The 25,586-nt window shown below is 65.1% G+C and carries 29 protein-coding genes and 1 tRNA gene; 11 read left to right on the top strand and 19 right to left on the bottom strand.

Annotated elements, in window-relative coordinates:
• Positions 1–18 precede the first annotated feature (18 nt).
• Both A9G05_RS04495 and A9G05_RS04490 read left to right on the top strand, forming a co-directional pair.
• On the top strand, positions 19–765 hold the full coding sequence (locus A9G05_RS04495) for an SDR family NAD(P)-dependent oxidoreductase (protein ID WP_069559833.1): 747 nt from the start codon (positions 19–21) through the stop codon (positions 763–765).
• A gap of 26 nt (positions 766–791) precedes the next feature.
• Entirely contained in the window at positions 792–2,042 is a 1,251-nt protein-coding gene (locus A9G05_RS04490; protein WP_069559832.1) for an acyltransferase, read from the top strand.
• A gap of 778 nt (positions 2,043–2,820) precedes the next feature.
• On the opposite strand, the gene A9G05_RS04485 is transcribed toward A9G05_RS04490, so the two are convergent.
• The 12 genes from A9G05_RS04485 to A9G05_RS04430 all read right to left on the bottom strand — a co-directional run bounded on the left by A9G05_RS04485 (position 2,821) and on the right by A9G05_RS04430 (position 11,344).
• Positions 2,821–3,111: an Ada metal-binding domain-containing protein gene (locus tag A9G05_RS04485; RefSeq protein ID WP_069559831.1), complete on the bottom strand. Its 291-nt coding sequence runs from the start codon at positions 3,109–3,111 to the stop codon at positions 2,821–2,823.
• A complete protein-coding gene (locus A9G05_RS04480) occupies positions 3,101–3,757 on the bottom strand; it encodes a 2OG-Fe(II) oxygenase (protein WP_069559917.1) in 657 nt (218 codons plus the stop codon). The genes A9G05_RS04485 and A9G05_RS04480 overlap by 11 nt, the downstream gene beginning before the upstream one ends.
• A complete protein-coding gene (gene ada / locus A9G05_RS04475) occupies positions 3,733–4,854 on the bottom strand; it encodes a bifunctional DNA-binding transcriptional regulator/O6-methylguanine-DNA methyltransferase Ada (RefSeq protein ID WP_069559830.1) in 1,122 nt (373 codons plus the stop codon). Before ada ends, A9G05_RS04480 begins: the two co-directional genes overlap by 25 nt.
• 82 nt (positions 4,855–4,936) lie before the next feature.
• Positions 4,937–5,572 carry a DNA-3-methyladenine glycosylase gene (locus A9G05_RS04470; RefSeq protein ID WP_069559829.1) on the bottom strand — a complete coding sequence of 212 codons (636 nt, stop codon included), beginning with the start codon at positions 5,570–5,572 and terminating at the stop codon, positions 4,937–4,939.
• Between the two features lie 2 nt (positions 5,573–5,574).
• A complete protein-coding gene (locus A9G05_RS04465; RefSeq protein WP_069559828.1) occupies positions 5,575–6,126 on the bottom strand; it encodes a methylated-DNA--[protein]-cysteine S-methyltransferase in 552 nt (183 codons plus the stop codon).
• 44 nt (positions 6,127–6,170) lie between these two features.
• Positions 6,171–6,401: a hypothetical protein gene (locus A9G05_RS04460; RefSeq protein ID WP_069559827.1), complete on the bottom strand. Its 231-nt coding sequence runs from the start codon at positions 6,399–6,401 to the stop codon at positions 6,171–6,173.
• Positions 6,402–6,431: 30 nt separating this feature from the next.
• On the bottom strand, positions 6,432–7,079 hold the full coding sequence (gene alkB, locus A9G05_RS04455) for a DNA oxidative demethylase AlkB (RefSeq protein WP_069559826.1): 648 nt from the start codon (positions 7,077–7,079) through the stop codon (positions 6,432–6,434).
• Between the two features lie 9 nt (positions 7,080–7,088).
• Positions 7,089–7,841 carry a 2OG-Fe(II) oxygenase gene (locus A9G05_RS04450; protein WP_069559825.1) on the bottom strand — a complete coding sequence of 251 codons (753 nt, stop codon included), beginning with the start codon at positions 7,839–7,841 and terminating at the stop codon, positions 7,089–7,091.
• Complete coding sequence (locus A9G05_RS04445; RefSeq protein WP_069559824.1) at positions 7,838–8,851, bottom strand: LysR family transcriptional regulator; 1,014 nt, start codon at positions 8,849–8,851, stop codon at positions 7,838–7,840. Before A9G05_RS04445 ends, A9G05_RS04450 begins: the two co-directional genes overlap by 4 nt.
• Before the next feature lie 248 nt (positions 8,852–9,099).
• Positions 9,100–10,401 (bottom strand): NAD(P)/FAD-dependent oxidoreductase, encoded by a 1,302-nt coding sequence (locus A9G05_RS04440; protein ID WP_044406844.1) that lies wholly within the window; start codon positions 10,399–10,401, stop codon positions 9,100–9,102.
• Between the two features lie 63 nt (positions 10,402–10,464).
• Positions 10,465–10,638 carry a DUF3094 family protein gene (locus A9G05_RS04435; RefSeq protein ID WP_069559823.1) on the bottom strand — a complete coding sequence of 58 codons (174 nt, stop codon included), beginning with the start codon at positions 10,636–10,638 and terminating at the stop codon, positions 10,465–10,467.
• A 79-nt stretch (positions 10,639–10,717) separates the two neighbouring features.
• Positions 10,718–11,344 carry a DUF1780 domain-containing protein gene (locus tag A9G05_RS04430; RefSeq protein WP_069559822.1) on the bottom strand — a complete coding sequence of 209 codons (627 nt, stop codon included), beginning with the start codon at positions 11,342–11,344 and terminating at the stop codon, positions 10,718–10,720.
• A 119-nt stretch (positions 11,345–11,463) separates the two neighbouring features.
• Here A9G05_RS04430 and A9G05_RS04425 point away from each other — a divergent pair, with 119 nt between their 5' ends.
• The 4 genes from A9G05_RS04425 to A9G05_RS04410 all read left to right on the top strand — a co-directional run bounded on the left by A9G05_RS04425 (position 11,464) and on the right by A9G05_RS04410 (position 13,371).
• Entirely contained in the window at positions 11,464–11,889 is a 426-nt protein-coding gene (locus A9G05_RS04425) for a GNAT family N-acetyltransferase (RefSeq protein WP_069559821.1), read from the top strand.
• Positions 11,886–12,362, top strand: coding sequence for an FAD/FMN-containing dehydrogenase (locus A9G05_RS04420; RefSeq protein ID WP_069559820.1), 477 nt, complete (start codon positions 11,886–11,888; stop codon positions 12,360–12,362). The genes A9G05_RS04425 and A9G05_RS04420 overlap by 4 nt, the downstream gene beginning before the upstream one ends.
• Positions 12,359–13,045, top strand: coding sequence for an energy-coupling factor ABC transporter permease (locus tag A9G05_RS04415; protein ID WP_044406853.1), 687 nt, complete (start codon positions 12,359–12,361; stop codon positions 13,043–13,045). The genes A9G05_RS04420 and A9G05_RS04415 overlap by 4 nt, the downstream gene beginning before the upstream one ends.
• 110 nt (positions 13,046–13,155) lie before the next feature.
• Entirely contained in the window at positions 13,156–13,371 is a 216-nt protein-coding gene (locus tag A9G05_RS04410) for a hypothetical protein (RefSeq protein ID WP_069559819.1), read from the top strand.
• A gap of 12 nt (positions 13,372–13,383) precedes the next feature.
• Here the strand turns inward: A9G05_RS04410 and yacG are convergent, their stop codons facing one another.
• From yacG to A9G05_RS04380, 6 genes are all read right to left on the bottom strand, one after another.
• A complete protein-coding gene (gene yacG, locus A9G05_RS04405) occupies positions 13,384–13,581 on the bottom strand; it encodes a DNA gyrase inhibitor YacG (RefSeq protein WP_044406857.1) in 198 nt (65 codons plus the stop codon).
• Positions 13,578–14,189, bottom strand: a complete 612-nt coding sequence (coaE, locus tag A9G05_RS04400; protein WP_069559818.1) for a dephospho-CoA kinase — start codon at positions 14,187–14,189, stop codon at positions 13,578–13,580. Before coaE ends, yacG begins: the two co-directional genes overlap by 4 nt.
• Positions 14,186–15,058, bottom strand: a complete 873-nt coding sequence (locus A9G05_RS04395; protein WP_069559817.1) for an A24 family peptidase — start codon at positions 15,056–15,058, stop codon at positions 14,186–14,188. The genes coaE and A9G05_RS04395 overlap by 4 nt, the downstream gene beginning before the upstream one ends.
• On the bottom strand, positions 15,059–16,279 hold the full coding sequence (locus A9G05_RS04390; protein WP_069559816.1) for a type II secretion system F family protein: 1,221 nt from the start codon (positions 16,277–16,279) through the stop codon (positions 15,059–15,061).
• Between the two features lie 3 nt (positions 16,280–16,282).
• The gene (gene pilB, locus A9G05_RS04385; protein ID WP_069559815.1) at positions 16,283–17,986 is read right to left on the bottom strand and encodes a type IV-A pilus assembly ATPase PilB; all 1,704 of its coding nucleotides are present in this window, start codon (positions 17,984–17,986) and stop codon (positions 16,283–16,285) included.
• A gap of 122 nt (positions 17,987–18,108) precedes the next feature.
• On the bottom strand, positions 18,109–18,531 hold the full coding sequence (locus tag A9G05_RS04380) for a pilin (RefSeq protein ID WP_069559814.1): 423 nt from the start codon (positions 18,529–18,531) through the stop codon (positions 18,109–18,111).
• A 152-nt stretch (positions 18,532–18,683) separates the two neighbouring features.
• Here A9G05_RS04380 and A9G05_RS26380 point away from each other — a divergent pair, with 152 nt between their 5' ends.
• Positions 18,684–20,414 (top strand): PglL family O-oligosaccharyltransferase, encoded by a 1,731-nt coding sequence (locus tag A9G05_RS26380; protein WP_083272493.1) that lies wholly within the window; start codon positions 18,684–18,686, stop codon positions 20,412–20,414.
• Positions 20,415–20,455: 41 nt separating this feature from the next.
• Positions 20,456–20,531, top strand: a tRNA-Thr gene (locus A9G05_RS04370).
• A 54-nt stretch (positions 20,532–20,585) separates the two neighbouring features.
• On the opposite strand, the gene nadC is transcribed toward A9G05_RS04370, so the two are convergent.
• Positions 20,586–21,434, bottom strand: coding sequence for a carboxylating nicotinate-nucleotide diphosphorylase (gene nadC / locus A9G05_RS04365; RefSeq protein WP_069559812.1), 849 nt, complete (start codon positions 21,432–21,434; stop codon positions 20,586–20,588).
• Positions 21,435–21,749: 315 nt separating this feature from the next.
• Between nadC and A9G05_RS04360 the strand changes: the two genes are divergently transcribed.
• The 3 genes from A9G05_RS04360 to ampE all read left to right on the top strand — a co-directional run bounded on the left by A9G05_RS04360 (position 21,750) and on the right by ampE (position 25,551).
• Positions 21,750–24,047, top strand: a complete 2,298-nt coding sequence (locus A9G05_RS04360; RefSeq protein WP_069559811.1) for a DUF1631 domain-containing protein — start codon at positions 21,750–21,752, stop codon at positions 24,045–24,047.
• Between the two features lie 107 nt (positions 24,048–24,154).
• The gene (gene ampD / locus A9G05_RS04355) at positions 24,155–24,718 is read left to right on the top strand and encodes a 1,6-anhydro-N-acetylmuramyl-L-alanine amidase AmpD (protein WP_069559810.1); all 564 of its coding nucleotides are present in this window, start codon (positions 24,155–24,157) and stop codon (positions 24,716–24,718) included.
• Complete coding sequence (ampE, locus tag A9G05_RS04350; protein ID WP_069559809.1) at positions 24,715–25,551, top strand: regulatory signaling modulator protein AmpE; 837 nt, start codon at positions 24,715–24,717, stop codon at positions 25,549–25,551. Before ampD ends, ampE begins: the two co-directional genes overlap by 4 nt.
• The last annotated feature ends 35 nt before the right edge of the window (positions 25,552–25,586 follow it).

The following is a 25,586-nucleotide window of genomic DNA, read 5'->3' as shown; positions in this document are numbered from 1 at the left end:
GAACCCAGGAGAACCACCATGCAGCATTCCCTGCTTTCCAAGACCGCCCTGGTCACCGGGGCCTCCCGTGGCATCGGCAAGGCCACCGCCCTGGCCCTGGGGGCCGCTGGCGCCCATGTGCTGGTGCATTGCAACCGGGGCGTGGAGGAGGCCCGCGCCGTGGCCGCCGAGATCCGCGACCGGGGCGGCCGCGCCGACGTGCTGGTGGCGGACCTGGCCAGCGTCGACGGGACGCGCATCCTCGCCGCCGAGGTGGGCGAACAGGTGCGCCGGCTCGACGTGCTGGTGGCCTGCGCCGGCATCGCCCAGACGGCCCGCCTGGAGGACACCCGTGTGGAGGACTTCGACCGGCTGTTCGCGGTCAACGTGCGGGCACCGTTCTTCCTCGTCCAGCAACTGCTGCCGCTGATGGGAGAGGGCAGCAGCGTGGTGATGGTGTCGTCCCTTGGGGCGCGCTCGGCGGTGGGCGAGATCCCCGCCTACGCCGCCACCAAGGGCGCCCTGGACACGCTGGTGCTGCACTTCGCCCAGGCCCTCGGCGGGCGCGGCATCCGCGTCAACGGGCTGGCCCCGGGCGTGGTGGACACCGAGATGTCCAGCTTCGTGCGCAGTGACGAGGGGCGGGACTTCGTGCTCGGCATCCAGGCCCTGAAGCGCGTCGCACAGCCCGAGGACATTGCCGATGTCGCGCTGTTCCTGGCCTCCGACGCTTCGCGCTGGATCACCGGCGACATCCTCAGCGTCGACGGTGGCACCAAGCTCTGACCGCCAGCCACCTCCGGGGGTAGACCATGAACGTGAAGACCGAAGTGCCCGCCGCCGGCCTCGTCACCGAGGGCGGCCCGTCGAGGAACCTCGAACTCGACCGCCTGCGTGCCATCGCCGTGCTGCTGACCTTCTACGTCCACCTGTACCAGGTGTTCTACCCCTGGACCTTCACCATGCATTACCCCAAGCCCGAGTCGGTGGCGGACCTGTTCGGCAACGCCTGGGGCGGGGTCGACCTGTTCTTCGTCATCTCCGGCTACATCATCTCGCGCACCCTGCTGGAGCAACTGGACGGGCTGCGCAGCGGCGTGCAGCGGGCGGCCTGCATCAAGGCGTTCTACGTGCGTCGGGTGTTCCGCATCCTGCCGGTGGCCTGGGTGGTGGTGGCGCTGGTGATGGCCTGCAGCCTGTTCCTCAACCAGGGCCAGTACTTCGCCCCGCCGGTGTACAACGCCCAGGCGGCGCTGGGCATCTTCACCTACACGTTCAACTTCTGGCTGCCGGACAACAAGATCGCCGGCGGGGTGCCGCTGGCGCCGTACTGGAGCCTGTCGGTGGAGGAGCAGTTCTACCTGTTCTACCCGCTGTTCCTGATCCTGCTGAAGAGCACCCGCGCACGGGTGCTGGCGTTGGTGGGCGCACTGCTGCTGGTGAGCCTGGTGCTGCGGCCTTTCAGCCTGTCCGATCCGATGAAGGTGTTCTTCTTCACCCAGACCCGTTGCGACGGGCTGATCTACGGCTGTCTGCTGTACCTGGCCAGCACCCAGCCGTGGTTCGCCGCCCTGCGTGTGCGGGCCGGCCGCCATCGCTACGCCGGGGCGCTGCTGGCCACGGTGCTGGCGCTGGTGCTGGCCAGTGTCACCGCCATCGGCTTCGGCAACGTGCTGGCGGTGCCGGTGGTCTGCGCACTGTCCCTGGCGCTGGTGTTCATGGCGGCGTGCGAGGGCGGCCTGCTGGTGTTCCCGCAGCCGCTGCAGGCACTGCTGGACTACCTGGGCAAGCGCTCCTACACCCTGTACCTGGTGCACATCCCGATGTTCTTCCTGACCCTGGAGCTGATGCACCGCTACACCCGCAGCGAAGGCATTGCCATCACCGACGCGCTCTGGCCGCAGTACACGGCGCTGATGCTGGTGCTGGTGTTTGGCGCCACCGAGCTGATCCACCGCACCGTGGAGCGACCGATGATCGCCCTGGGCAAGCGCATCGCCGAACGCAGCCGCACCGCCGAAGCCGCCACGCCCCAGGCCCTGGCACCCACCCCGACGCCTTGAGCCCCGAACGCTGGTGTAGGAGCGAGCTCTGCTCGCGAACGGCCGTCCAGGCTGCCCCCGTAGCCCGGACTTCAGTCCGGGTTCTGTGCCCGACCTCCCCGGGCTGAAGCCCGTGCTACGAGCGGTGGCCATTGGTGGGCTGAAGCCCACCCTACGGGGGTACGCCAATTCCCCTGTAGGAGCGAGCTCTGCTCGCGAATGGTCACCCAGGCTGACTCCGTAGCCCGGACTTCAGTCCGGGTTCTGTGCCCGATCTCCCCGGGCTGAAGCCCGGGCTACGAGTGGTGGCCATTGGTGGGCTGAAGCCCACCCTACAGGGATGTGCCAATACGCCTGGCGCCCCCTGTAGGAGCGAGCTCTGCTCGCGAATGGTCACCCAGGCTGACTCCGTAGCCCGGACTTCAGCCCGGGTTCTGTGCCCGATCTCCCCGGGCTGAAGCCCGGGCTACGAGTGGTGGCCCCTGGTGGGCTGGAACCCACCCTACGGGTGATGCCCCTCCTGTAGGAGCGAGCTCTGCTCGCGAACAGTCGTCCAGGCTGGCTCCGTGGCCCGGACTTCAGTCCGGGTTCTGTGCCTGACCTCCCCGGGCTGAAGCCCGGGCTACGAGTGGTGGCCATTGGTGGGCTGAAGCCCACCCTACGGGGGTACGCCAACCCCCTGTGGGAGCGATCGCCGCTCGCGACGGCTGTTCAGGCTGGCTCCGTAGTCCGGACTTCAGTCCGGGTTCTGTGCCCGTGCACCCCGGGCTGAAGCCCGGGCTACGAACTGAAGCCCACCCTACGGGGGAGGCGCCAGCTCGCCGGCCTTCCACGCCCGGTACCGTTCGGGCATGCACACGGCGCAGGGCCGGTAGCCGGCGCTCAATGCGGTGGCTTCGTCGAGGAAGAACACCCGTTGTGCCACGTAGCCGCCCCGGGCCAGTGCCTGCAGGGCGCTGCGGCAATCCAGCCGGCCGTAGAGGCGGTTGCGGCGGTGCCCGCCGAGGGTGCCGGGCACCGGGCTGAGGCAGGGGCGGCCGTCGGCGCCGATCAGGCGCCAGGCCCTGGGTTCGCCCGTTTCAGTCGTCATGGCGGCCCTGGAAGCTCACTTCCAGGCCGACCCGCACGCCGCTGCGCACCCGGCCGATGCCGTGGCGCAACTGGGCGCCGTAGAGCTGCCCCTGGTTGTTGCGCACGGGGCGGCGCTGGTTGCACAGCAGCACGCCATCGCCACGGGCCAGGGGCACCACCCAGGGCCGCGACTGCATGCGCGGCCGCTGCTCGGTGAGTACCAGCTCGCCGCCGCTGAAGTCCTGCGGGTCGGAGAGCAGCACCAGCAACCGCACCGGCAGCAGCGCCGGGTCGTCCTCGCCCGGGTGCAGGGTCATGAAGTCATCGGGGCCGAGGCGGGTCAGGTGGGCGCAGTGCACCTGGCCGTGAGCGGCGTGCTGTTCGGGCTGGCCGAACGCCTGGCACCAGCGGTTGGCGATGGCGGCGAGCGGGGCGTGGAAGCTGTTCCAGTGGCCGTGGGGCAGGCCGGCGCGCAGGCCTTCGCCCTGGCCCAGGCCGAGGGTTTCCAGGCGCTCCCGCGGGCCCTGGGCCAGGCGCTCCCCCAGCCGCCGCGCGGCCTCGGGGTCGAGCAGGCCGGGCAGGGGCGCGTGGCCGTGTTCGTCCAGGGCCTGGGCGATGGCGGCCCAGTCCTGGGGCAGGTTCAGAGCGCAGGCTGTTTCAGGCATGGCGCTGTGCTCGTCGGGTGGCTGGGCTGGCTTTCACGTTGCAGCAGTTCGCGCTTGCGCTCGACGCCCCAGCGGTAGCCGGAGAGGTCGCCATTGCGGCGCACCACGCGGTGGCAGGGGATGGCCACGGCGATGTGGTTGGCGCCGCAGGCCTGGGCCACGGCCCGCACGGCCTTGGGCGCGCCGATGCGTTCGGCGATCTCGGTGTAGCTGGCGGTGGCCCCCGGCGGGATTTCCCGCAGGGCCTGCCAGACCCGTTGCTGGAAGGCGGTGCCGCGCACGTCCAGCGGCAGGTCGAGGCCCAGGGACGGGGCTTCGACGAAGCCCACCACCTGAGCCACCAGGCGTTCGAAGCCGGCGTCGCCGCCCACCAGTTGGGCCTTGGGGAACTGGTCCTGCAGGTCGCGGACCAGGGCGTCCGGGTCGTCGCCCAGGAGGATGGCACAAACACCCCGCTGGCTCTGGGCGACGAGGATGGAGCCGAGGGAGCACTGGCCGACGGCGAAGTGGATGGAGGCGCCGGTGCCGCCGTCGCGGTACTCACTGGCGCGCATCCCCAGCAATTGGTCGGCGGTTTCGTAGAAGCGGCTGTTGGAGTTGAAGCCGGCTCCGTAGATGGCGTCGGTCACCGTGGTGCCCTGTTCACTCAGTTCCCGGCGCAGGCGCTGGGCACGGTAGGCCGAGGCGTAGGCCTTGGGGGTGAGTCCGGTCTCGGTCTTGAACAGCTTGTGGAAGTGCGAGGGGCTCATGCCCGCGCTTGCCGCCAACTGGTGGAGGTTGGGCGGCGAGTCGGCGGCCTCGATGGTGCGGCAGGCCTCGGCGATCACGGCGGTGCGGTGGGCAGCGGCTGCGGTGCGGTCGCCGGCCTGGCGGCGGCTGGCGCGGTAGCCGGCGGCTTCGGCGGCTTCGGGGGTGTCGAAGAATTCGACGTTACGGCGATTGGGCAGGCGCGCGGAGGAGCTGGGGCGGCAGTACACGCCTGTGGTTCGCACGGCGTAGACGAACTGGCCGTCGGCGGCCGGGTCGCGTGCCTGGACGGCGGCCCAGCGCTGGTCATCCGTGAGGTAGCGCGGGGCGGTGGAAAGGGTCCTGCTCATGGCATTCATCCAAAAGGGCCTGTTGACGGTTGCAGGTTAACGGGGTTGGTGACGGTGAAAACTCCGGTTCTTGCGATCGAATTCACGCTGTGGGCGGCATTCTCCACAGGTACCAGGCGGCGACGGTACGCCAGGGGCTCCAGGCCTGGCCGAGCTGGCGCATGCGGGCGGCGCTGGGGGCCTCGTCCAGGCCCTTGAGGCGGCGGTAGCCCTCGCGCACGCCAAAGTCGTCGGCGGGGAGGATGTCGCGGCGCTCAAGGGTATAGATGAGGAACATCTCCACCGTCCAGCGCCCGACGCCGTGCAGGGGCGTGAGGCGCGCCAGCAGGGCGTCGTCATCCAGGCTGAGGGCTTCGTCGCGGCCGGGCACCTGGCCGTCGACGGTCGCCTGGGCGATGCCCAGCAGGGTCTGCAGCTTGCGTGCGGAGAAGCCGCAGGCGCGCAGCCGCTCGGGTTCGGTGGCCAGCAGTTCGCTCGGGGTGGGGAAGCGCCCGCCGGGGTACAGCGCCAGCAGCCGGGCGAGGATGGCGTCGCCCGCGCGGGCATGCAGTTGCTGGTAGGCCACGGCGCGAACCAGGGCCTCGTAGGGTTCGCGCTGGGGGTGGGGCTGGTGCCGGCAGGGGCCGATGGCCTCGATGTGCCGCGCCCAGTCGGCGTCCTGGGCAGCGAGGAAGCGGCTGGCATCGGTGAAGGCCGGTGGGGTCAGCGTCAGCGCCATGCTCAGAACCCCGGCAGGCTGGCGGTACGCGGCGCGGCGGCGAGGGGCCGCAGGGCGCGCTCGTGCTCAAGCAGCCAGTGCTTGCGCTCCAGGCCCCAGGCGTAGCCGCGCAGCTCGCCGTTGCTGGCCACCACGCGGTGGCAGGGGATCAGCACGGCGATGGGGTTGGCGGCGTTGGCAGCACCCACTTCGATGGCGGCGCGTGGGTCGTTCAGCCCCAGCTGGCGGGCGACTTCGCCGTAGCTGCGGGTGCTGCCGGGCGGGATCTGCCGCAGGGCGTCCCAGACCTTGCGCTGGAAGGGCGTGCCGTCGGGCTCCAGCACCAGGCGGTCGATGGCGCCCAGGTCGCCCTGGAAGTAGCCGCGCAGGGCGTCGGCGATCCTGCGTGGCAGCGGGGTGTCCTGCAGGCGGTAGTCTCCGAAGCGCTGGCGCAGGTTGCGCAGCAGCGCCAGGCGGTAATCGCCGAAGCCGAGGGCGCGGACGCGCTGTTCGGTGTCGGTGACCACCAGCAGGCTGCCCAGCGGGGACTCGAGGGCGCTCAGCAACAGGTTCATGGGGTGGTTCTCCTTGTCATGGACGGTGTTCCTTGTTGCGGGGTTCAGCGCAGCCGGACCACGCCGTGGCGTTGCAAGAGGTAGACCTCGCCGCTGGCGAGGTGCAGTTCGGTCCGCCCCGTTTCGTGGGTGCGCCACCAGGCCTGGCGGGCATCCACCATGGCCTGGAAGGCATCCAGCACCTGGCGCCTGGCCTGTTCCGCCGCGTCGTGGGCCGCTGGTGGTTCGCCGAGGTGGGCGGCCGCTGCGGCAGGAATGTCGGTGAGGTCGGGCACGAAGGAGCTCTCGTGGCTGGCACGGCGCCGTCAGCCGGCGCGGCGGAAGGTGAAGTTCAGGCGCTGCTCGCCCAGGCTCGGGTGCGGCGGCCCCTTGAGTGGGGCCACGCCGTGAAAACACAGGCGGTCCTGGCCACCCCACACGGCCACGTCGCCGTGGTGCAGGAGGAAGCGCCGGACGGGGTCGTTGCGGCGCTGCCCGCCGAACAGGAAGGTGGCGCTCATGCCGAGGGAGACGGATACCACGGGGGCGTCGAAGCCGCGTTCGTTGCGGTCCTGGTGCAGGCTCAGGCGGGCGCCGGGCTGGTAGCGGTTGAGCAGGCAGGCGTCGGCGTCGAAGTTCGGGAAGCCAGCGGCTTCGGCCGCCTGGCGGGCCAGTTGGCGGAAGCGTTCCGGCATGGCCGGCCAGGGGGCGCCGCTGTCCGGGTCGGTGGGGCTGTAGCGGTAGCCGCGGCGGTCGGTGGTCCAGCCCAGGGCGCCGCAGTTGGTCAGCGCGACGGACATGCGGAAGCCGCCGGGGGTGAGCATGTGGCGGAACGGTGCCTGGGCCTGCAGCTGGAGGATCTGCCGCAGCAGTTCGTCGGCCTGGTCCAGGGCGAAGCCGCGCAGGATCACGGCCTGCTCGGCCATGGCTTCGCGCTGGCCGCCGGCAGGGGCGGCGAAGAGGTCGGGGGTCATGGGCGCTCCTCAGGTGGCGTCATGGAAGATCAGCCCAAGTGTGTGGCGCTGGCCGCTGCGCACCAGGCTGACACCGTGGCGCATGGCGGCGCGGCGGAAGCCGCTGCGCTTGCCGGGCACGGGGCGCAGGTCCACCGGGAAGATCACCGCGTCGCCCTGGCGCAGGGGCACCACGTCGGCGCGCTGGGTGCCGGCCAGGTGCTCGGTGAGGACGAACTCGCCGCCGGTGAAGTCGCGCCCGGGCTCGGAGAGCAGGATGGCGATCTGCAGCGGGAAGTGGTGCTCGCCGTAGAGGTCCTGGTGCAGGCGGTTGTAGTCGCCCGCGCCGTAGCGCAGCAGCAGCGGGGTGGGGCGTGTCTGCCCGGCCCGGTGGCAGCGCATGAGGAAGGCATCCAGGGCCTCGGGGTAGCGCGTCTCCAGGCCGAGGCGGGCCTGCCAGCGGTTGGCGATCCGTGCCAGCGGCGGGAACAGTCGGTGGCGCAGGGTCGTGAGCAGGGCAGGCAGGGGGTAGGCGAAGTACTTGTACTCACCCTGGCCGAAGCTGTGTCGGGCCATGACGATGCGCGAGCGGAAGGTGCGTGCGTCCGGGTAGAGCGCGGCCAGGTGGGCGCAGGCGTCGGCGTCCAGCAGCTGCTCGATGCAGGCGTGGCCGTGGTGGTCCAATTGCGCTTCCAGTTGGGGCCAGTCCAGAGCATCGAGCCGGTCGAGGAGGGCGGTGGGGGTGAGGTCCGGCGCCGCCGGGCATGAGAGCACGGCACTCATGATACGGACAGGCTGCCGTGGGCCTGGGGCAGGCCCATGGGCCGCAGGCGGGTGAGCGGTGCCAGGGGCCGCAGGCTGTCGAACAGGCCTTGGGGGCTGGGCTCTTCGGTGCGCCGGCAGGTCTGCGCGACCCGTTCGAGGAAGCGCGAGAGGTGGGCGCTGGGTTCGCCTGCCGGGCGCAGCAGGTAGGTGGCCAGTTCGGAGTCGGGCAACGACAGGGCACGGGTGACGATCTCGCTGCCGGCCAGGTCGCTGCGCTCGGTGCCGCTCACCAGGGCGACGCCATAGCCGGCGGCGACCAGGGCCTGCATGGTCTCGCGGGAGATGTACTGCTCGGCGATATCGAGGCGGGCGGCTTCATCCTCGCTGAGGTGGGCCCGGAGCAGCCGGCTGATCTGCTGGAACTGCCCTTCGTGGACTTCGCTGTGGCTGAGGATGAGCGGGTGGCGGATCAGCTCTTGCAGCGGGATGCGCCGGTGCGAGAGCAACGGGTGGCGGGCCGGCAGGGCGGCGACCAGCGGGTCGCTCCAGACGCGCTGGGCCTGCAGGCCGCTGCCGGCGGCGTCGATGCGGGCGAAGCCGAGGTCGTAGTGGTGCTCCAGCAGCCCTTTCACCTGCTGGGCGTAGCTGACTTCGAACAGGCGGATGCCCAGTTCCGGCTCCTCCTGCCGACAGCGGGCGAGCAGGTCGGCCAGGCGGTTCGGGGCGATGCCGTCGGACACGGCGATGCGCAGGGTGCCGCGAAAGCCGAGGGCGACGCCGCGCATGTCCATGCGGGCCTGTTCGAGGGCGGCGAAGATGCGCTTGGCGTTATCGAGGAAAACGCTGCCGGCCCAGGTGAGCTGCACACCCCGGGGGTTGCGCTCGAACAGCTGGATGCCGAGCTCGGACTCCAGTTCCTTGATGGCCCGGGACAGCGGGGATTGCTCGATGTGGAGGCGGGCGGCGGCGCGGGTGAAGTTCAGTTCCTCGGCCACGGCGAGAAAATAGCGAAGATGACGTAGTTCCATGTGTGTTTCGTCTCCTGTCTGTCATCGACTCTGCGTTCTTCAGGGCTGGGTGCGGGGCGTTCTCCCGGGTTACTGCGAATGAGGGGACACGCCGGGCCAGGCCATGCCTGGGCCCCGGGTGGCCGTTGCGCGGGGCGCACGGGCCGACGCGCCCACTATCGGGGGACAGTGGGGCGTTGGCACTCCGTTTCTTGCGCTTGAATTTGCGGGCCGGATGGCCGGGCCTAGAGCGCCCGGCGGGCTTCTTTCTAGTGCAGCTTGAGGCGGGGGTCGGTGCTACGGCCGATGCGGTCGCTGAGCATCAGCAGGAAGGTGCGGAAGGCGCCGTACAGGGCCATCTGGTGCATGCGGTAGAGGGAGATGTAGAACATCCGCGCCAGCCAGCCTTCCAGCTTCACGCTGCCCATGAGGTTGCCCATCAGGTTGCCGACGGCGCTGAAGCTGGAAAGGGAGATCAGCGAGCCGTAGTCCTGGTAGCGGTACTCGGGCAGGGTGTGCTGGCCGGCGATCCGCGCCTTGAGCGATTTCACCAGCAGGGAGGCCTGCTGGTGTGCAGCCTGGGCACGGGGCGGGACGTTGCGCTCGCTGCCGTCACCCAGGGGGCAGGCGGCGCAGTCGCCGAAGGCGAAGATGTCGGCATCCCGGGTGGTCTGCAGGGTGGGGGTCACCACCAGTTGGTTGATGCGGTTGCTTTCCAGGCCGTCGAGGTCCTTGAGGAAGGCCGGGGCGCGGATGCCGGCGGCCCAGACCTTGAGGCTGGCGGGGATCTTCTCGCCCTGGGCGGTGAGCAGGCCGTCGGCGGTGACTTCCTTGACGGCGGCTCCGGTCATGACGCGCACGCCGAGCCCTTCCAGGGTGCGGTGCACCGGGGCGCTGATGCGCTCGGGCAGGGCCGGCAGTACCCGCGGGCCGGCTTCGATCAGGGTGATGCGCATGTTCTCCGGCTGGATGCTGTCCAGGCCGTAGGCCGCCAGTTCGTGGGCGGCGTGGTGCAGTTCGGCGGCCAGTTCGACGCCGGTGGCACCGGCGCCGACGATGGCGACGCTGATCTGGTCGTCGTCACCGTCGCGGGCGTGGGCGCGCAGGTAGTGGCTGAGCATCTGCCGGTGGAAGCGCTCGGCCTGTTCGCGGGTGTCGAGGAAGATGCAGTGGCGGGCGGCGCCCTCGGTGCCGAAGTCGTTGGTGGTGCTGCCGACGGCGATCACCAGGGTGTCGTAGGCCACCTCGCGGGCAGGCACCAGTTCGCGGCCTTCCTCGTCGAGGGTGGCGGCCAGTTGGATGGCCTTGCGGCTGCGGTCCAGCCCGCTCATGCGGCCGAGCTGGAACTCGAAGTGGTTCCATTTGGCCTGGGCGACGTAGTTCAGCTCGTTCTCGGTGGAGTTGAGCGAGCCCGCCGCGACTTCGTGCAGCAGCGGTTTCCAGATGTGGGTGAGGTTGGCGTCGGCCAGGATGATCTTCGCCTGGCCGCGTTTGCCGAGGGTTCTACCCAGGCGGGTGGCAAGCTCCAGGCCGCCGGCGCCGCCGCCGACGATCACGATGCGATGGGTCATGGGGATTTCTCACAAGGCTATAAGAATTCTTTTCGTAGGCGCCTTCGTGGCGCTTGGCGCGGCTCACAGGACGAGGCGCGCGAGGAGGCGGCTGAGCAGGCCCAGGCCGATGACCAGAACCAGCAGGATGAGCAGGAGCCGCCAGGGCTTGAACGGCTGGCGTTCGACCTGGTGCTGGGGGAGGCTCAGGTACTGCTCGACCTTCTGCTGGTCGTCGGGTGTCAGGCGGCTGGGCATGGCGTGCCTCGACGGAGAAACATGGCGTGCATTCTAGACGTGCCTTCCGGCGGCGCTCAATGCGCGTTTGCGTGAGCGGTCACAGGCCGACGCCAAGGTCGAAGAGCACGGTCCGCCCGAGGTTGGCGCGGAGGAACTCCGGGGCACCCGGTTGGGCGAAGAGCACGCGGGCGTAGGTGGGGCCCACTACGGACAGCGAGCGCCAGCCCTGCAGGAGGAATTCGGTCGGCGGCGGGAACGGGCTGTTGAAATCGGGGCGCACGCGCTTGAGGCTGACGAAGGCGAGCAGGTCGAGCTCGGCCAGGTCCAGGCCGCGCTCGCGGTAGTTGTGGGCCTTCTTGCGCAGCGTGGGCGCCAGCGTCGCCTGCAGCTCCTTCATGGCGATGCGCTTGGGGCGCGTCTCCCGGCGCAGCAGTTGGCTGAGGGACGATGCGCTGCGGCGGCGCTCCAGCTCGGCGCGCCATTCGTCGTTGAGGCGGCGACCTTCGTCGAGCACGAAGAAGACCTCGAAGTTGGCATCGCGGAACTCCACGTCGGGGGGCTCGGCGCCGGTGCTGAAGTCTTCCAACCGGTAGGGCTGGTTGAGTGCCTGCAGCAGGCGCTGGCAGACCCAGCGTTCGCGCTCCCACTTGCGCGCGTTGGAGAGGAATTCATTGGCCTGTTCGGCCTGGCGGGTGAGCAGGCGCAGGTAGTCGGATTCGTCCATGGCCGGAGAGTAGGGGGCGAGGGCGGTCGGCTGCAAGCCGCCGCAGGGTGTGGCATTGCGTGGCGATGTGGCAGCCGGCGCCTTGGTATAGACTCTGCTGCGTTTGCCGGATGCCCGCCATGCACCTTCGCCCAGTCACCCCTGATGACCACGCACAGCTGATCGCCCTCTGGCAGCGTACGCCCGGTCTGAGCCTGCGCGAGGATGATGCCTACGCACCGTTCTGCGCCTACCTGGCGCGAAACCCGGGGCTCAGCCTGCTGGTGGAGCGGGAGGGCCAGGTGGTGGCCTCGCTGATGGCCGGGCATGACGGCCGGCGTGGTTACCTGCAACACCTGGTGGTGGATGTGCCGCTGCGTGGGCAGGGCCTGGCGCGGCGGTTGCTGGACGCGGTGCTGCAGCGGCTGGCGGCCGAGGGCATCGGCAAATCCCATGTATTCGTCCTGCGGGACGCGCCCGAGGCGCTGGCGTTCTGGTCCGCCCGGGCGGACTGGTCCCGGCGCGGGGACATCGCGGTTTTTTCCACGAACGGAGTGACACGATGAAACGGCTCTCTTTGGCGCTGCTGCTGGCTCTGCTGGCTGGTGGTGCGCAGGCGCTGGAACAGGGTGAGCGCCTGGCGCCCTGGACCCTGCTGGACCAGTACGAGAAGCCCTACAGCCTGGACGACCGGCTGGGGTTGCTGCTGGTGGCGCGCGACATGGATGGGGCAAAGCTGGTGAAGGCGGCTCTGGACGGCAAGCCGAAGGACTTCCTCGAACAGCGCCATGCTGTATTCGTGGCGGACATCAGCCGCATGCCGTCGGTGATTTCCAGGCTGTTCGCCGTGCCGGCGATGCAGGACTACAACTACCGCGTGCTGCTGGACCGCGAGTCCCGCGTGGCGCCGCGTTATGAGGCCCCGGAGGGCCAGGTGCTGGTGCTGACCCTGCGTGACGGCGTGCTGCAGGGGCAGAAGGCCTTCGCGTCCGCCGAGTCGCTGCGCGCGGCGCTGGACGCGGTGCCGCCGGCGCCGTGATCGCCGCCGAGCTGCTGTCCGACACCAGCCTGGGGCTGGGCTGGGCGATCTACGTCCCGGCCCTGGCCTGGGCGGTGATGCGCGCGCCGTGGCTGGAGCTGTTCAGCGACTTCCGACGCCAGCACCTGCTGTTCGGCACGGTGCTGGCGCTGTTCCTGCTGTGGATGGTGCGGCGGGACTTCGATTCCGGGGTGTCCTACCACTTCATCGGCATGACGGCGGTGACGCTGTTGCTGGACTGGCCCCTGGCGGTGCTGGGTGGCCTCGTTGCACAGCTCGGCTTGCTGGCGCTGGGGCGCCAGGACGTTGCGGCGATGGGCATCAACGGGGCGCTGCTGGTGCTGCTGCCGGTGCTGGTGACGGAGCTGTGTGCGAAGTGGGTGGAACACTTCCAGCCGCGCAATCTGTTCGTCTACATCTTCTGCTGCGGGTTCTTTCCCGCGGCGCTGGCGGCTCTGCTCTGCACCCTGGTGGGGCTGGGGCTGCTGTTCATCGATGGCATCTTCCCGATGCCGCCCTGGCTGGAGGACTTCGTCGGCTACCTGTGGCTGGTGATGTTCCCGGAGGCCTTCATCAACGGTACGGCGGTGACGGCGCTGGTGGTGTTCTGCCCCGAGTGGCTGGAGACCTTCAACCGCACACGCTACCTGCAGGCGCCCTGGAAGGACGACGACAAGAGCTGAATGGCGCTGGATTCACTGCCCCGATGATCGGCGCCGATTGACGCCGATCAAGGTCGTGCGACCTGGCGCGCGCCGATGATCCCCCGGTCACTTCGAACGAGGATGCAACCATGGGTGTTCACGATTGGGCGCGTGCGGCGCTGGCGCAGGTGCTGGAGCAGGGCGGTGGCGAGGGTTTCGACGAGTCGATGGCCTTGCGGGCGCTGCTGAGTGCGGTGGTGGAGCGCAGCAAGGGCGTGCGCTCACAAGAGGATCTGGCAGCGGAGCTGATGTTCCTGGCGGACAACCTGGATGATGGGCGGGATTACGCCTTAATGCGCCCCTGAGGGCACATGGGATCAGTGACGGTCAGGGAGGTCACCGGAGAACAGTTCGTCCTCGAGATTGTCACCGGGGATGGCATGTTCTTCTGCAGCCCAGGCGCCCAGGTCGATCAGCTTGCAGCGGTGGGAGCAAAAGGGCCGGTTGGGGCTTTGCGGGCCCCATTCGACGGGGGCTCCGCAGGTGGGGCATTCAACGGTCATGGGTTGGCTCATGGCTGGCCTCCTCGCAGTGTCAGATAGAAGGCGTGCAGTCGTTCGACTTCGGTGCGCATCCAGGTCAGGTCCCGGTCATTCAGCAGCACGTCGTGGGCGGCAGCCAGGCGCTTGTCCCGGTCGGCCTGGGCCTTGAGGATGGCCTGGACCTGCTCCTCGGAGACGCCATCGCGGGCCATGGTGCGTTGCACCTGCAGGGCCTCGGGGACGTCCACCACCAGCACACGCTGGGTCATGCGGTGCTGCCCGGACTCGATGAGCAGCGGGGAAACCAGGATGGCGTAGGGGGACTTGGCCTCGGCCAGGTTGCTGGCGATCTCCTGGTTGATCAGCGGATGCAGCAGGTTTTCCAGCCAGCGGCGTTCCTCCGGGTGCTGGAAGATGTGCTGGCGCAGGGCGGCGCGGTCGAGCTGCCCGTCGGCCAGGAGGACGCCTTCGCCGAAATGTTCGGCGATGCGAGCCAGGGCAGGACGGCCGGGCTCCACCACCCAGCGGGCGGCGTGATCGGCATCCACCATGTGGACGCCCAGGGCGTTGAAATGAGCGGCAGCGGCACTCTTTCCGCTGCCGATGCCGCCTGTGAGGCCAAGAATCCAGGGTGTGGTCATTTGAAACCGGCGAACTGCAGATAGGTCCCGGTTATTTGATCACCCCAGAGCAATGCGATCCAGCCGGCAATCGCCAGGTAGGGGCCGAAGGGAATGGGTGTACCGCTGTCGGCATCGCGCAGCTTGAGGATGATGATCCCCAGTACCGCGCCGACCAGGGACGACAGCAGGATGGTCAGCGGCAGCACCTGCCAGCCACCCCAGGCGCCGAGCATGGCCAGCAGCTTGAAGTCGCCGTAGCCCATGCCTTCCTTGCCGGTCACCAGCTTGAACACCCAGTACACGCTCCACAAACTCAGATAGCCGCCCACCGCGCCCCAGAGGGCATCTTCCAGCCCGGTGAACAGGCCTTGGCTGTTGACGATCAGCCCGAACCAGAGCAAAGGCAGCACCAGGGAGTCGGGGAGCAGCTGGTGGTCGATGTCGATCATGCTCATCGCCAGCAAACCCCAGGTCAGCACCAGGAAGGCGCCCGCCTGCCAGGTGAAACCGAAGTGCCAGGCGACGTAGGCGGAAAGCAGCCCGCAGGCCAGTTCCACCAGCGGGTAGCGCTTCTTGATCGGGGCCTTGCACGACGAACACTTGCCGCCCAGGGCCAGCCAGCTCACCACCGGGATGTTCTCCCAGGCCTTGATTTCGTGCTGGCAATGGGGGCAGCGGGAGTTCGGCAGAACCAGGTTGAACGTCTCGCCCGACGGCTCCGGCGGCAACTCCAGGGCCTCGCGGGCTTGGACTTTCCAATCGCGGAACATCATCACCGGCAAGCGGTAAATGACCACATTGAGGAAACTGCCGACCAAGAGACCGAGGAGTAATACGCAGAAAACAAAGGCCGGCAAGTTGCCGGCCAGGAAGTCGAGAACGGTCACTTAGCCTACTACCGAGCCGAGCTGGAAGATGGGGAGGTACATCGCGATGATCAGGCCGCCGACCAGTACGCCCAGAACCGCCATGATCAGGGGCTCCATCAGCGTCGTCAGGTTATCGACAGCGTTGTCCACTTCTTCCTCATAGAACGAGGCGACCTTGTCGAGCATGGTATCCAACGCGCCAGACTCTTCACCGATCGAAGTCATCTGGATGGCCATCGCTGGGAACACACCGGTGGTCCGCATCGAGAAGTTGAGCTGCATGCCGGTGGAAACGTCCTGCTTGATCTTGTTCACCGCCTCTTTGAAGACCACGTTGCCGGTTGCACCGGAGACCGAGTCGAGCGCGTCTACCAGAGGCACGCCCGCTGCAAAAGTGGTGGACAACGTACGTGCGTAACGTGCGACGGCGGATTTGTAGAGAATGTCGCCTACGATGGGGAGTTTCAGTACACCCCGGTCAACATTGTCTCTGAATTTTTTTGAGCGGCGATGAAGTTCTCTGATACTGAATGAGGCTCCGAAAATTCCAAGTAAAACGACAAACCACCATGTTTGAAGGAAATTCGAAAGGTGGATTACCATCATTGTGAAAGCAGGTAACTCGGCCCCAAAGCCGGAAAAAACAGACTCAAATTGGGGGACAACCTTAATTAGCAGAATCGCGGAAACTATCAGGGCAACCAGAATTACAGCAATCGGATAAGTCATCGCTTTTCTGATTTTTGCCTTAAGCGATTCGGTTTTTTCTTTATATGTCGCTACCCGATCCAAGAGGTTTTCCAGCGCGCCGGACTGCTCGCCTGAGTCAACGAGGTTGCAGTAAAGCTCGTCAAAATAAAGCGGCTTCTTTCGAAGCGAGTTTGCAAAGCTGTTCCCCGCTGCGACTTCCTGCTTAACCTCTTCAACCAGCTTTCTCATATTCTGGTTGTCGAGGCCCTCTCCAATGATGTCGAAGCTCTGAAGCAGCGGGACCCCCGCCTTCATCATGGTAGCCATCTGGCGGGTGAACAAAGCGATATCAAGAGGCTTGATTTTCTTTCCCTTGCCAAAAAGGGAAGCGCCCTTCTTTCTTACTCTGGTTGGGTTAATACCTTGCTTGCGTAGCTGAGCCTTAACAAGAGAGGGGTTGGTACTGCTCATATCCCCTTTGACCTTGGCGCCTTTCTTGTCTGTACCTTCCCAACTGAACAGGGTGGTTTTGAGAGCTTTTTCCGCCATGGGTTAGTCCTTGGTCACGCGGTTGACTTCTTCGAGGCTCGTCACGCCTTGCATGGCTTTCAAGAGCCCCGAAGCGCGGAGATCGTTGAAGCCATCTCTACGCATCTGAGCCGCGATATCGATGGAGTTACCTTCCTCCATGATAATGCGTTGCAGGGCAGGGGTGTTTTTAACCACTTCATAAATACCCACCCTTCCCTTGTAGCCACCTTTACAGCTATCGCAACCTACGGGGCCGTAGAGCTTGAAGGTACCGATCTTCTCTTCCGAGAACCCTTCCTTGAGCAGCGTGTCACGTGGGACCTCCACTTCCTTCTTGCATACACCGCACAGCTTGCGCGCGAGTCGCTGGGCGATGATCAGGTTGACCGATGTGGCGATGTTGAATGCGGGCACGCCCATGTTTCGCAAGCGTGTCAGTGTTTCGGCAGCGCTGTTGGTGTGGAGGGTGGACATCACCATGTGACCGGTTTGTGCGGCCTTGATTGCGATTTCCGCCGTTTCCAGATCTCGAATCTCGCCCACCATGATCACGTCGGGGTCCTGGCGGAGGAATGCGCGAAGTGCCTGGGAGAAATCCATGCCTTGTCGGGGGTTCACGTTGACCTGGTTGATACCTTCCAGGTTGATTTCAACGGGGTCTTCGGCTGTCGAGATGTTGATGTCGACGGTGTTGAGGATGTTCAGGCCGGTGTAGAGGGACACGGTTTTACCGGATCCGGTTGGGCCGGTCACCAGAATCATGCCTTGTGGCTGCTTCAATGCATTGAGGTAGAGCTCTTTCTGCGATTCCTCATACCCCAGCGCATCGATGCCCATTTGCGCGCTGGATGGGTCAAGAATTCGCATCACGATCTTCTCGCCCCAGAGCGTGGGCAGGGTGTTGACACGAAAGTCGATGGCCTTGGTTTTGGATATCTTCATCTTGATCCGACCGTCCTGCGGTTTACGTCGCTCGGAGATATCCAGGGACGCCATCACCTTGAGGCGTGCGGAAATGCGGCTGGCCAGTTGGATCGGTGGTCGAGCGACTTCGTGAAGCACACCATCGGTTCGGAAACGGACGCGGTAAGCCTTCTCATAAGGCTCGAAGTGCAGGTCGGATGACCCACCCTTGATGGCGTCCAGCAGCATCTTGTTGACGAATCGCACCACGGGCGCATCGTCGGCTTCGGCTCCGGTACCCCTGTCATCCTTGTCCTCGTCAACACTTTCGATGTCCACGCCGTCGAGATCGACGTCCCCAAGGTCTTCCATGCCGCTGTTTGCCGAGTCGAAGAAGCGATCGATGGCTTCGCCGAGCTTGTCGTCTTCAACCAGAATGGCTTCGGTCGTCAGCCCGGTGCTGAACTGCACGTCGGTTACAGCTTGGTGATTGGTGGGGTCAGATATACCGATGAACAGCTTGTTTCCCCTTCGCCAGAGAGGAAGCACTCGGTGCTGGCGAATGAGCTTTTCGCTGATGAGTTCCTTGGGCTGAGACTCCTTGTCGATGGCGCCCAGATCGAAAAAAGCAACCCCAAACTGCTCCGCAGCGATTTCCGCCAGCGGGCGACTCTTCACCAGCTTGTTCTGAACGATGTAGGTCACCAGCGACATCTTGTTTCGCAGCGCTTGTTGCTGGGCCTGTTGGGCGCTTCTCTCATCAAGCAGATTGGCGATAACGATCTGGCGTGCCAGACCCGTTAGGTTGATTGAGTCGCTCATGTAAAGACGTCCAGTCTGGGTTTCATTGCTATTTGGGGGCATGTGGATTGGAAGTATCGCTCATCCTGCCCCCAAAAAAACAAGGCACCCTACGGTGCCTTGCTTTTTACGTGCAGAACGCCTTACGGAGCGGTGCAACCGCGGGGCATGAAGTCTGCATCGATGGTGCTCCTGCACTCCCAAGTTCCAGCCGTGTTAGTACGGGTCAGGGTGTGGACAGCACCGCGAACCGGCGGGCTGGCCTGGTTGTTGAAGGTGAAGGTGAGGGTGGTGGTAGCGGCGCCTGGGGTGACCACGATGTCCCCCAGCGGGCTGGCAGTCTGGGAGCTGCCCAGTGCAGCCAGAGTGATGGAGTCGTCGGCCAGTCCACGTGCGTAGGCGTCTTCAACGGCGGTTTTCAGCGGAGCAATGGCCTGCAGGCCAGTGTTCGACTCGGAGCGAGCGATGTAGTTACGGTACGCCGGGATAGCGATTGCTGCCAGGATGCCGATGATTGCCACAACAATCATCAGTTCAATCAGGGTAAAGCCTTTCTGCGCTTTCATTGGGGTCTCCAAAGGATGGTGTTTACGACTGCGTGAGCAGCTGGGATGATCCAAGCAAAACCCTTGCCAGATTTCGTCCCCCCCTTTTTTCAAGGAGAAACGACTGGCTCCAGTGAAGGAGGCTGACAAAAAATGTCAGTGATTGGCCAATAATGCTTACTCGAGATGCTTTCCCGGTATTTGCCCTTGCCTTGGTTGTCGTGGCGGTGGCGCTCTGTATTCCCCTGCATGTCTACCCGCTTAGCAATTACATAGAGGAGTTGTGGGTCGCGCTTGGTGTAATCGGTTGCTCCGCCTGGTTGTTTTGGAGGGGAGGGGTATTTCGCTTTTCTGTCTTGACCGCAATGTGGCTAGTGCTGGGATGTATTTTTTTCTTCTCCGCATTTTTCCATGAATCTACATTTTTCTCTGGGAAGGCGTTCTACATCGTCTTTTGGTTCTTGGGTTTTTTGTCATTGTTGATTTCTGATCAGGTGGATTGGAGTTCTGATCAGGCTTCGACCGCTCTTGCCTGGATAGTTTTTTCTTCGGCCCTTGTGTGTGCGGTGGGGGGCTTTTTTCGTCATTACGGTTGGCTGTGGGACGGTGCTGCTGCATTTGTCCCGCAGGTCAATACCGGCCGGATGGTTGGGTTGGTAGGACATAGCAATTTTTTTGCTTTTATATGCCTGATAGGCATGTGTGGGGGGGCTTGGCTGTTTAACCGTGGGAGGGTGAGGCTGTGGTTGCTTGCGCTGAGTGGCTTTTTATTTATTTATGGTGTTGTGTTGTCGGGCTCGCGTGCTGCCCTGTTGGCTTGGTGTGTGCTCTTAATCTGTGTGTGGGTTCGTAGAAGGAAATTGCAGTCTGACAGACTGGTGCGGGCTCTTGCCGTTAGTGCGTTTGCTTTTTTGATTGTGCAGCCTCTTGCAGGGTATGTAGATGATTTTCTTTCGGGGTTTGCGAGTGGCCTATCTCAAGTAGATGGTCGGCTTTTTGAGTTTGGTGGTCGAGGGGTTGGGAGTTCAGGGCGTTTAGATGAGTGGAATATTACTTTGGATGTTTTTCTTGATCATCCACTTACAGGGGTGGGTATAGGTAACTATGCAAGTGCCGGCTTTGAAAAGCATATTGCGCTTGGGGTGCCATCACCTGGTGGTCTTTTTTCACATTCCCATAATTTGATTCTTCAAATGGCAGCCGAGTTAGGGCTGGTAGGGCTTGTGTGGTTGATGGCGTTCTTGGCTTTGTGCGCCAAGGGGGTATGGGAGGGGTTGGCTGACATCCGTCGCGTACTGCCAGTTTCTGTACTCTTGGTTTTCTTTGTGTACAGCCAGTTTGAGTTTCCCTACTGGATAATGCATTTTCTGGTTTTGAATCTTTTATTAACTGGCGCAGTAGGGGGTAAGCATTTCAGTTTTGAGGTTAAGCTCGGCAAATTCTTTTCGGCTATCTTGGTTTTCTTGTTTTTGTCTGTGAGCGCTATTTATGTGCCACTGGCGGAGCGCTTTTATTGGTCGTTCAAGCAGTATTTGCAAAGAGCGCCGGTTGAGGTGGGGGAGTACAGTTTCATGAACTCGATGATTGCGGATCCGCTATTGGAGCCTTATGGGTATCTGATCTACGTTGCAAATTTTCAAGTTTCCCCTAAAAGCTTGGAGCGCGAGATAACGGTTCTTCGACGTTTTAGAGACTATCGTCCTTATGCCCCTGTATTGGTGAGGTTGGCAATTCTGGAGGTTGCCGCTGGCAATACTGAGAACGGACGTCGGGTGATCAACGACGCCCGTATTTTCTACGGCTCAGCGTCTATCGATACCCACGTTCTTTCTCAGCTGGAAGAGGCAGAGCGCGCTTTTCCTGATGTGGATTTTACTCTTCTACGTCCTTCTAAGGCGGGGTGATTGCTGTAATCGGCGTGTCAGTGATAATGTTCGCGCCCGCCGCCGGAATAGCTCAGTAGGTAGAGCAGCGCACTCGTAACGCGAAGGTCGCAGGTTCGATTCCTGTTTCCGGCACCAGCTCAACAAAAAGCCCCGCAATCGCGGGGCTTTTTGCTTTCTGGCGGTGGGTCCTCAGAGGCTGAGCCGCATGGACAGGTCCACCGCCCGGACATCCTTGGTCAGGGTGCCGATGGAGATATAGTCGACCCCCGTCTCGGCGATGGTGCGCAGGGTGGTGTCGTTGATGCCGCCGGAGGCTTCCAGCTTGGCGCGGCCGGCGGTGAGGGTGACGGCCGTGCGCATATCATCAAGGCTCAGCTCGTCCAGCATGATGATGTCGGCGCCGGCATCCAGTGCCTGTTGCAGTTCGTCCAGATTTTCCACTTCGACTTCAACCGGCTTGCCGGGTGCAATGCGGTGGGCGGCGTCGATGGCCTGGGCGATTCCGCCGCAGGCGGCGATGTGGTTTTCCTTGATCAGGAAGGCGTCGTACAGACCGATGCGGTGGTTATGGCCGCCGCCGCAGGTTACGGCGTACTTCTGTGCGAGGCGCAGGCCGGGCAGGGTCTTGCGGGTGTCCAGCAGCTTCACCGAGGTGCCTTTCACCAGATCCACATAGTGAGCGACGCGGGTGGCGACGCCGGAGAGGCATTGGAGGAAGTTCAGCGCACTGCGCTCACCACTGAGCAGTGCCCGCGCCGGGCCTTCCAGGTGGAAGAGGGGTTGGTTGGGCTGGACGCGATCACCGTCCGCTACCTGCCAATGTACGGCCACGCGCGGGTCGAGTTGGCGGAACACCGCGTCGACCCACGCGGTCCCAGCAATCACAGCGGCTTCGCGGGTGATCACCGTGGCATGGGCAAGGCGCTCCTCGGGGATGAGCTGGGCGGTGATGTCGCCGCTGCCGATGTCCTCGGTCAGCGCGCGTCGTACGTTGGCTTCGATTTCCGCGCTCAGGTCGGCAAGGGTCAGGTTGGGCATGGGAGGCTCCGCTGCGAGATGGCGCGATTATAGAGGCCGGCGGACCGCCGGTGCAGCGGCGGTGGTAACGGTCGCTGGCTTTCTGCTAGATATTCAGAACGGCACCGGCTGTCAGTCGCGTGCCTACAAGGGTTGGGTTCTGTGTGACATGCGTCATAACTGCAGGAAGTGTCCCCTTGGTTGCAGAGCGAGTATCCATATAATGAGTCTGAATTTCTCTATTTGACGCCAGAGGCTTGACGTTGAGGTGATCCTTCGACGTAGCTGAGCAGTCCGAATCCCCTGTCCCAGGTGGTCGGCTGCGGGAGACTCGCTATGCAGACCGACGCGAACGTGGTGCCTCTCAAGGGCGCCTCCGAGCAAACGCCAACTTCGCCGGTAGGAAGGCTGCCCGTGGCACTCATCCAGGTGCGCGACAAGGCTGCACAACAGCTCAAGCAAGCGCTGCAGGCGCTGTTCGACAACGCGGACGACACCCTCTTCCAGATGGCCGACCGCGCGACCAGCAACGCCGAGCAGAATGCATTCTTCGAAGCCATGCGCGACCTGCGCCTCAAGCGCAAGAGCATCGAGCGTGGCTTCCTGCAAAAGGTCTTCGAGACCTTCTCCAACCTCAACCAGTACGAGATCGGCCGCGCGCCGCAGCTCGACGCGGTGTCGTTCGAGAGCCTGAGCCTGGTCCAAAACGACGACCTCGAAGAGTCCGTCGCCCAGGACACCATGGTGTCCAAGGTGATGAGCCGTGACGCCGTGGCCCTCGGCCACCTCACTACCCGCATCAATACCCTCGTTACCAAGAAGATCGACGACCGCACCAACCCGCTCGGCCCGCGCGCTCTGTGCGGGGCCTTCCTCGACGCCTGCCGCAGCCTGGGCGTGGAGATCAAGGTCAAGCTGATCATCTTCAAACTGTTCGAAAAGTACGTGCTGACCGAACTGGACCAGCTCTACGCCGAAGCCAACCAGCTGCTGATCACCGCCGGCGTGCTGCCGGAGCTGAAGTCCGCGCCCCCGGCCCGCCGTCCCCAGGGCCGCACCCCGGGTGCTGTGCGTTCCGCCGCTGTCGGCGGGGATGCTTCCGGTGTCGTGGCCGACATGGCCAGCGAAGAGGTGCAGGAAGTCTTCGGCGCCCTGCAGGCCCTGCTCTCCGAAGTGCGTGGCAGCGGCCTGCCCCGCCGTGAGGTGCCGGTCGATGCGGTGCCCATCACCAGCAACGACCTGATGCGCCTGCTGTCGCACATGCAGCAGCACCTGTCCGCCCAGAAGGTGGACGATATCGACGTGCGTTTCCAACTGGACAGCCTGCTCACCCGCGCCAGCGCCAAGAGCGGCCGCTCCCGTGTGGTCGGCCAGGTGGATGACGACGTCATCAACCTGGTGTCGATGCTCTTCGAATTCATCCTCGACGACCGCTCCCTGCCGGATTCGCTCAAGGCCCTCATCGGCCGTCTGCAGATCCCGATGCTCAAGGTCGCCGTGCTGGACAAGACCTTCTTCAGCCGCGGCAGCCACCCGGCGCGCCGCTTGCTCAACGAGATCGCCTCGGCTGCCATGGGCTGGAGCGAGCAGGACGACCTCCAGCGTGACGTGCTCTACCAGCGCATCGAACAGGTGGTACTGCGCCTGCTGAATGATTTCGTTGACGACCCGGGCATCTTCTCCGAGCTGCTGTCCGACTTCCTCGCCTACACCGGCGACGAGCGTCGCCGCAGCGAGTTGCTGGAGCAGCGCACCCGTGATGCCGAAGAAGGCCGCGCCAAGGCCGAACTGGCCCGCCAGCAGGTGGAACAGGCCCTGAACGAGCGCCTGCTGGGTCGTACGCTGCCCGAAGTGGTGGTGCGCCTGCTGCAGGAAGCCTGGAGCAAGGTGATGCTGCTCACCTGCCTCAAGCACGGTGCCGAGTCCGAAGAATGGCGCGCCACCCTGGCCACCATGGACGACCTGATCTGGAGCGTGGAGCCCCATGAGGCGCCCGAGGCCCGCATGCGCCTGCTGGAGCTGGTACCCGGCCTGCTCAAGTCGTTGCGCGAAGGGCTGACCAGCGCCGCGTTCGACCCGTTCTCCACCAGCGAATTCTTCAGCCAGCTGGAATCCCTGCATGTCCAGGCTTTCCAGCGCTTCAAGCGCCCCGAGCCGGAGCCGGTGGCGGACGACGTCGCCGAGCCCGATGCGCCGGTCGCCGCGGATGCTGCCCTGGTCGTGGACCTGCCCGAACTGGAGCTGGCAGCCACTGTAGAAGCGCCGGCCATGGTCGAAGTGGTGGAAGAGATCATCCTGCTGGCACCCGGCGAAAGCCGCGCCCCCGAGCCGGAAGCCTCGCTGCCCGAGGGCGACGAGGCCCTGGACCAGGTGGACAACCTGCGTGTCGGCAGTTGGGTCGAGTTCCAGGAAGACGAGGACCACAAGGTCCGCTGCAAGCTGGCAGCGATCATCAAGCCCACCGGCAAGTACATCTTCGTCAACCGCACCGGCATGAAGGTGCTGGAGAAGACCCGCATGGGCCTGGCCGTGGAGTTCCGCCGTGGTGCCATCCGCCTGCTGGACGATGCCCTGCTGTTCGACCGGGCTCTGGAGTCGGTGATTGGCAACCTGCGCAAGCTCAAGGGGGCCTGATCCAGGCGCTTCACCCATGACGCCCGGCCCCGGCCAGGCGTCTGCGGCTCCGGGCCTTGGCCCCGGCAGCAGGCTGCTCTAGAGTGTCGGCGGACCAAGGAGCCGCCATGCAACCGGACATCGCCACCGGCTGGTGTGAAGACGCCCGCCATTGCCCCTCGCCCAACTTCAATGCCCGTCCGCACGGGGAAATCTCCCTGCTGGTCATCCACAACATCAGCCTGCCCCCGGGCCAGTTCGGCACCGGCAAGGTGGTGGAGTTCTTCCAGAACCGCCTCGACGCCGACGAGCACCCCTACTTCGCCGGCATCGCCGACATGCAGGTGTCCGCGCACTTCCTCATCGAGCGTGACGGCCGGGTGACCCAGTTTGTCTCCTGCCTCGACCGTGCCTGGCACGCTGGCAAGTCCTGCTTCGAAGGCCGCGAGAACTGCAATGACTTCTCCCTGGGCATCGAACTGGAGGGCACCGACGACCTGCCCTACAGCGATGCCCAGTACGACGCCCTGGGCCGCCTGGCCCGTGGCCTGTTGCTTACCTACCCTGGCATAACCCCCGAGCGCGTCTGTGGCCACAGCGACATCGCCCCTGTTCGCAAGACCGACCCGGGGCCCGCCTTCGACTGGGCGCGGTTGCGCGCCAGCCTGCTGCATAAGGAGATGACCCCATGAGCTTTCTGGTACTGCTGCTGGTGCTGTGGATCGAGAAACTCTCCAACTGGCGCCAGCGCCTGCAACGGGATGCCGCCTGGCTGCGGCAACTGGACGGTGCGGCTGCCAGCCGCCCCCTGGCCGGTCGCCCCTGGCTGGCACTGGGGATCTGGGTGGTGCTGCCGCTGGTGGCCCTGGCGCTGCTGCTGACCCTGTTGCAGCCCCTGGCCTATGGCTGGCTGGCCCTGCCGGTTCACCTGCTGGTGGTGGTGTTCGCCCTCGGCCGTGGCGATGTCCAGGCTGACCTCGGCTCCTTCCGCGACGCCTGGCGCCGGGGGGACATCCAGGGTGCCCTGCACGTCGCCGAGCGCGACCTGGGCCTGCAGGTGGAGGAGGGTGACGACCTGCTGATGCGGGTACAGGAGTACCTGGTGTGGCAGGCCTACCAGAGCTTCTTCGCGGTGATCTTCTGGTACTTCCTGTTGGGCCCGGTGGCGGCTCTGGCTTACCGCCTGCTGGCACTGGCCGAGGAACACGCTGCGTCCCCCGCTATTCGCGAGCAGGCCCGCCAGGTGCGGCACGCCTTCGATTGGGTGCCGGTGCGGGTACTGGCCGCCAGCTTCTCCCTGGTGGGCAATTTCGTCGCCGTCAGCCGCGTCTTGTTGCATGAGCTGCTCAACTGGGAGATGCCCGCCGAGCGCTTCGTAGTGATCGCAGGGCGTGCTGCCGGTGAATTGCCCGAATCCAGCGCAGGCGAGGAGGGCGTGGCCAGCCTGGACGCCTTGTGGCACCTGCTGGTCCGGGCCGCCGTGCTCTGGTATGCGGGTTTTGCCTTGTGGACGCTGTTCCTCTGACGGCGATTCCCGCGTTGATCTGTAGCCGTTCTTAA

This window comes from Pseudomonas sp. ENNP23 (assembly GCF_001728945.1).
Lineage (GTDB): Bacteria > Pseudomonadota > Gammaproteobacteria > Pseudomonadales > Pseudomonadaceae > Metapseudomonas > Metapseudomonas otitidis.
This window is presented reverse-complemented; position numbering and strand designations above follow the sequence as displayed.

Bases quoted from the DNA above. Each gene is read 5' to 3' on its own strand.
- A9G05_RS04465 (WP_069559828.1), bottom strand. From the start codon at position 6,126: ATGAACCTGTTGCTGAGCGCCCTCGAGTCCCCGCTGGGCAGCCTGCTG.
- coaE (WP_069559818.1), bottom strand. From the start codon at position 14,189: ATGACCACACCCTGGATTCTTGGCCTCACAGGCGGCATCGGCAGCGGA.
- A9G05_RS04410 (WP_069559819.1), top strand. From the start codon at position 13,156: ATGGGTGTTCACGATTGGGCGCGTGCGGCGCTGGCGCAGGTGCTGGAG.
- nadC (WP_069559812.1), bottom strand. From the start codon at position 21,434: ATGCCCAACCTGACCCTTGCCGACCTGAGCGCGGAAATCGAAGCCAAC.
- A9G05_RS04495 (WP_069559833.1), top strand. From the start codon at position 19: ATGCAGCATTCCCTGCTTTCCAAGACCGCCCTGGTCACCGGGGCCTCC.
- A9G05_RS04485 (WP_069559831.1), bottom strand. From the start codon at position 3,111: ATGACGACTGAAACGGGCGAACCCAGGGCCTGGCGCCTGATCGGCGCC.
- A9G05_RS04420 (WP_069559820.1), top strand. From the start codon at position 11,886: ATGAAACGGCTCTCTTTGGCGCTGCTGCTGGCTCTGCTGGCTGGTGGT.
- A9G05_RS04425 (WP_069559821.1), top strand. From the start codon at position 11,464: ATGCACCTTCGCCCAGTCACCCCTGATGACCACGCACAGCTGATCGCC.
- yacG (WP_044406857.1), bottom strand. From the start codon at position 13,581: ATGAGCCAACCCATGACCGTTGAATGCCCCACCTGCGGAGCCCCCGTC.
- A9G05_RS04450 (WP_069559825.1), bottom strand. From the start codon at position 7,841: ATGAGTGCCGTGCTCTCATGCCCGGCGGCGCCGGACCTCACCCCCACC.
- ampD (WP_069559810.1), top strand. From the start codon at position 24,155: ATGCAACCGGACATCGCCACCGGCTGGTGTGAAGACGCCCGCCATTGC.
- ada (WP_069559830.1), bottom strand. From the start codon at position 4,854: ATGAGCAGGACCCTTTCCACCGCCCCGCGCTACCTCACGGATGACCAG.
- A9G05_RS04360 (WP_069559811.1), top strand. From the start codon at position 21,750: ATGCAGACCGACGCGAACGTGGTGCCTCTCAAGGGCGCCTCCGAGCAA.
- pilB (WP_069559815.1), bottom strand. From the start codon at position 17,986: ATGAGCGACTCAATCAACCTAACGGGTCTGGCACGCCAGATCGTTATC.
- A9G05_RS04490 (WP_069559832.1), top strand. From the start codon at position 792: ATGAACGTGAAGACCGAAGTGCCCGCCGCCGGCCTCGTCACCGAGGGC.
- A9G05_RS04440 (WP_044406844.1), bottom strand. From the start codon at position 10,401: ATGACCCATCGCATCGTGATCGTCGGCGGCGGCGCCGGCGGCCTGGAG.
- A9G05_RS26380 (WP_083272493.1), top strand. From the start codon at position 18,684: ATGCTTACTCGAGATGCTTTCCCGGTATTTGCCCTTGCCTTGGTTGTC.
- A9G05_RS04430 (WP_069559822.1), bottom strand. From the start codon at position 11,344: ATGGACGAATCCGACTACCTGCGCCTGCTCACCCGCCAGGCCGAACAG.
- ampE (WP_069559809.1), top strand. From the start codon at position 24,715: ATGAGCTTTCTGGTACTGCTGCTGGTGCTGTGGATCGAGAAACTCTCC.
- A9G05_RS04480 (WP_069559917.1), bottom strand. From the start codon at position 3,757: ATGCCTGAAACAGCCTGCGCTCTGAACCTGCCCCAGGACTGGGCCGCC.
- A9G05_RS04380 (WP_069559814.1), bottom strand. From the start codon at position 18,531: ATGAAAGCGCAGAAAGGCTTTACCCTGATTGAACTGATGATTGTTGTG.
- A9G05_RS04470 (WP_069559829.1), bottom strand. From the start codon at position 5,572: ATGGCGCTGACGCTGACCCCACCGGCCTTCACCGATGCCAGCCGCTTC.
- alkB (WP_069559826.1), bottom strand. From the start codon at position 7,079: ATGACCCCCGACCTCTTCGCCGCCCCTGCCGGCGGCCAGCGCGAAGCC.
- A9G05_RS04445 (WP_069559824.1), bottom strand. From the start codon at position 8,851: ATGGAACTACGTCATCTTCGCTATTTTCTCGCCGTGGCCGAGGAACTG.
- A9G05_RS04435 (WP_069559823.1), bottom strand. From the start codon at position 10,638: ATGCCCAGCCGCCTGACACCCGACGACCAGCAGAAGGTCGAGCAGTAC.
- A9G05_RS04390 (WP_069559816.1), bottom strand. From the start codon at position 16,279: ATGGCGGAAAAAGCTCTCAAAACCACCCTGTTCAGTTGGGAAGGTACA.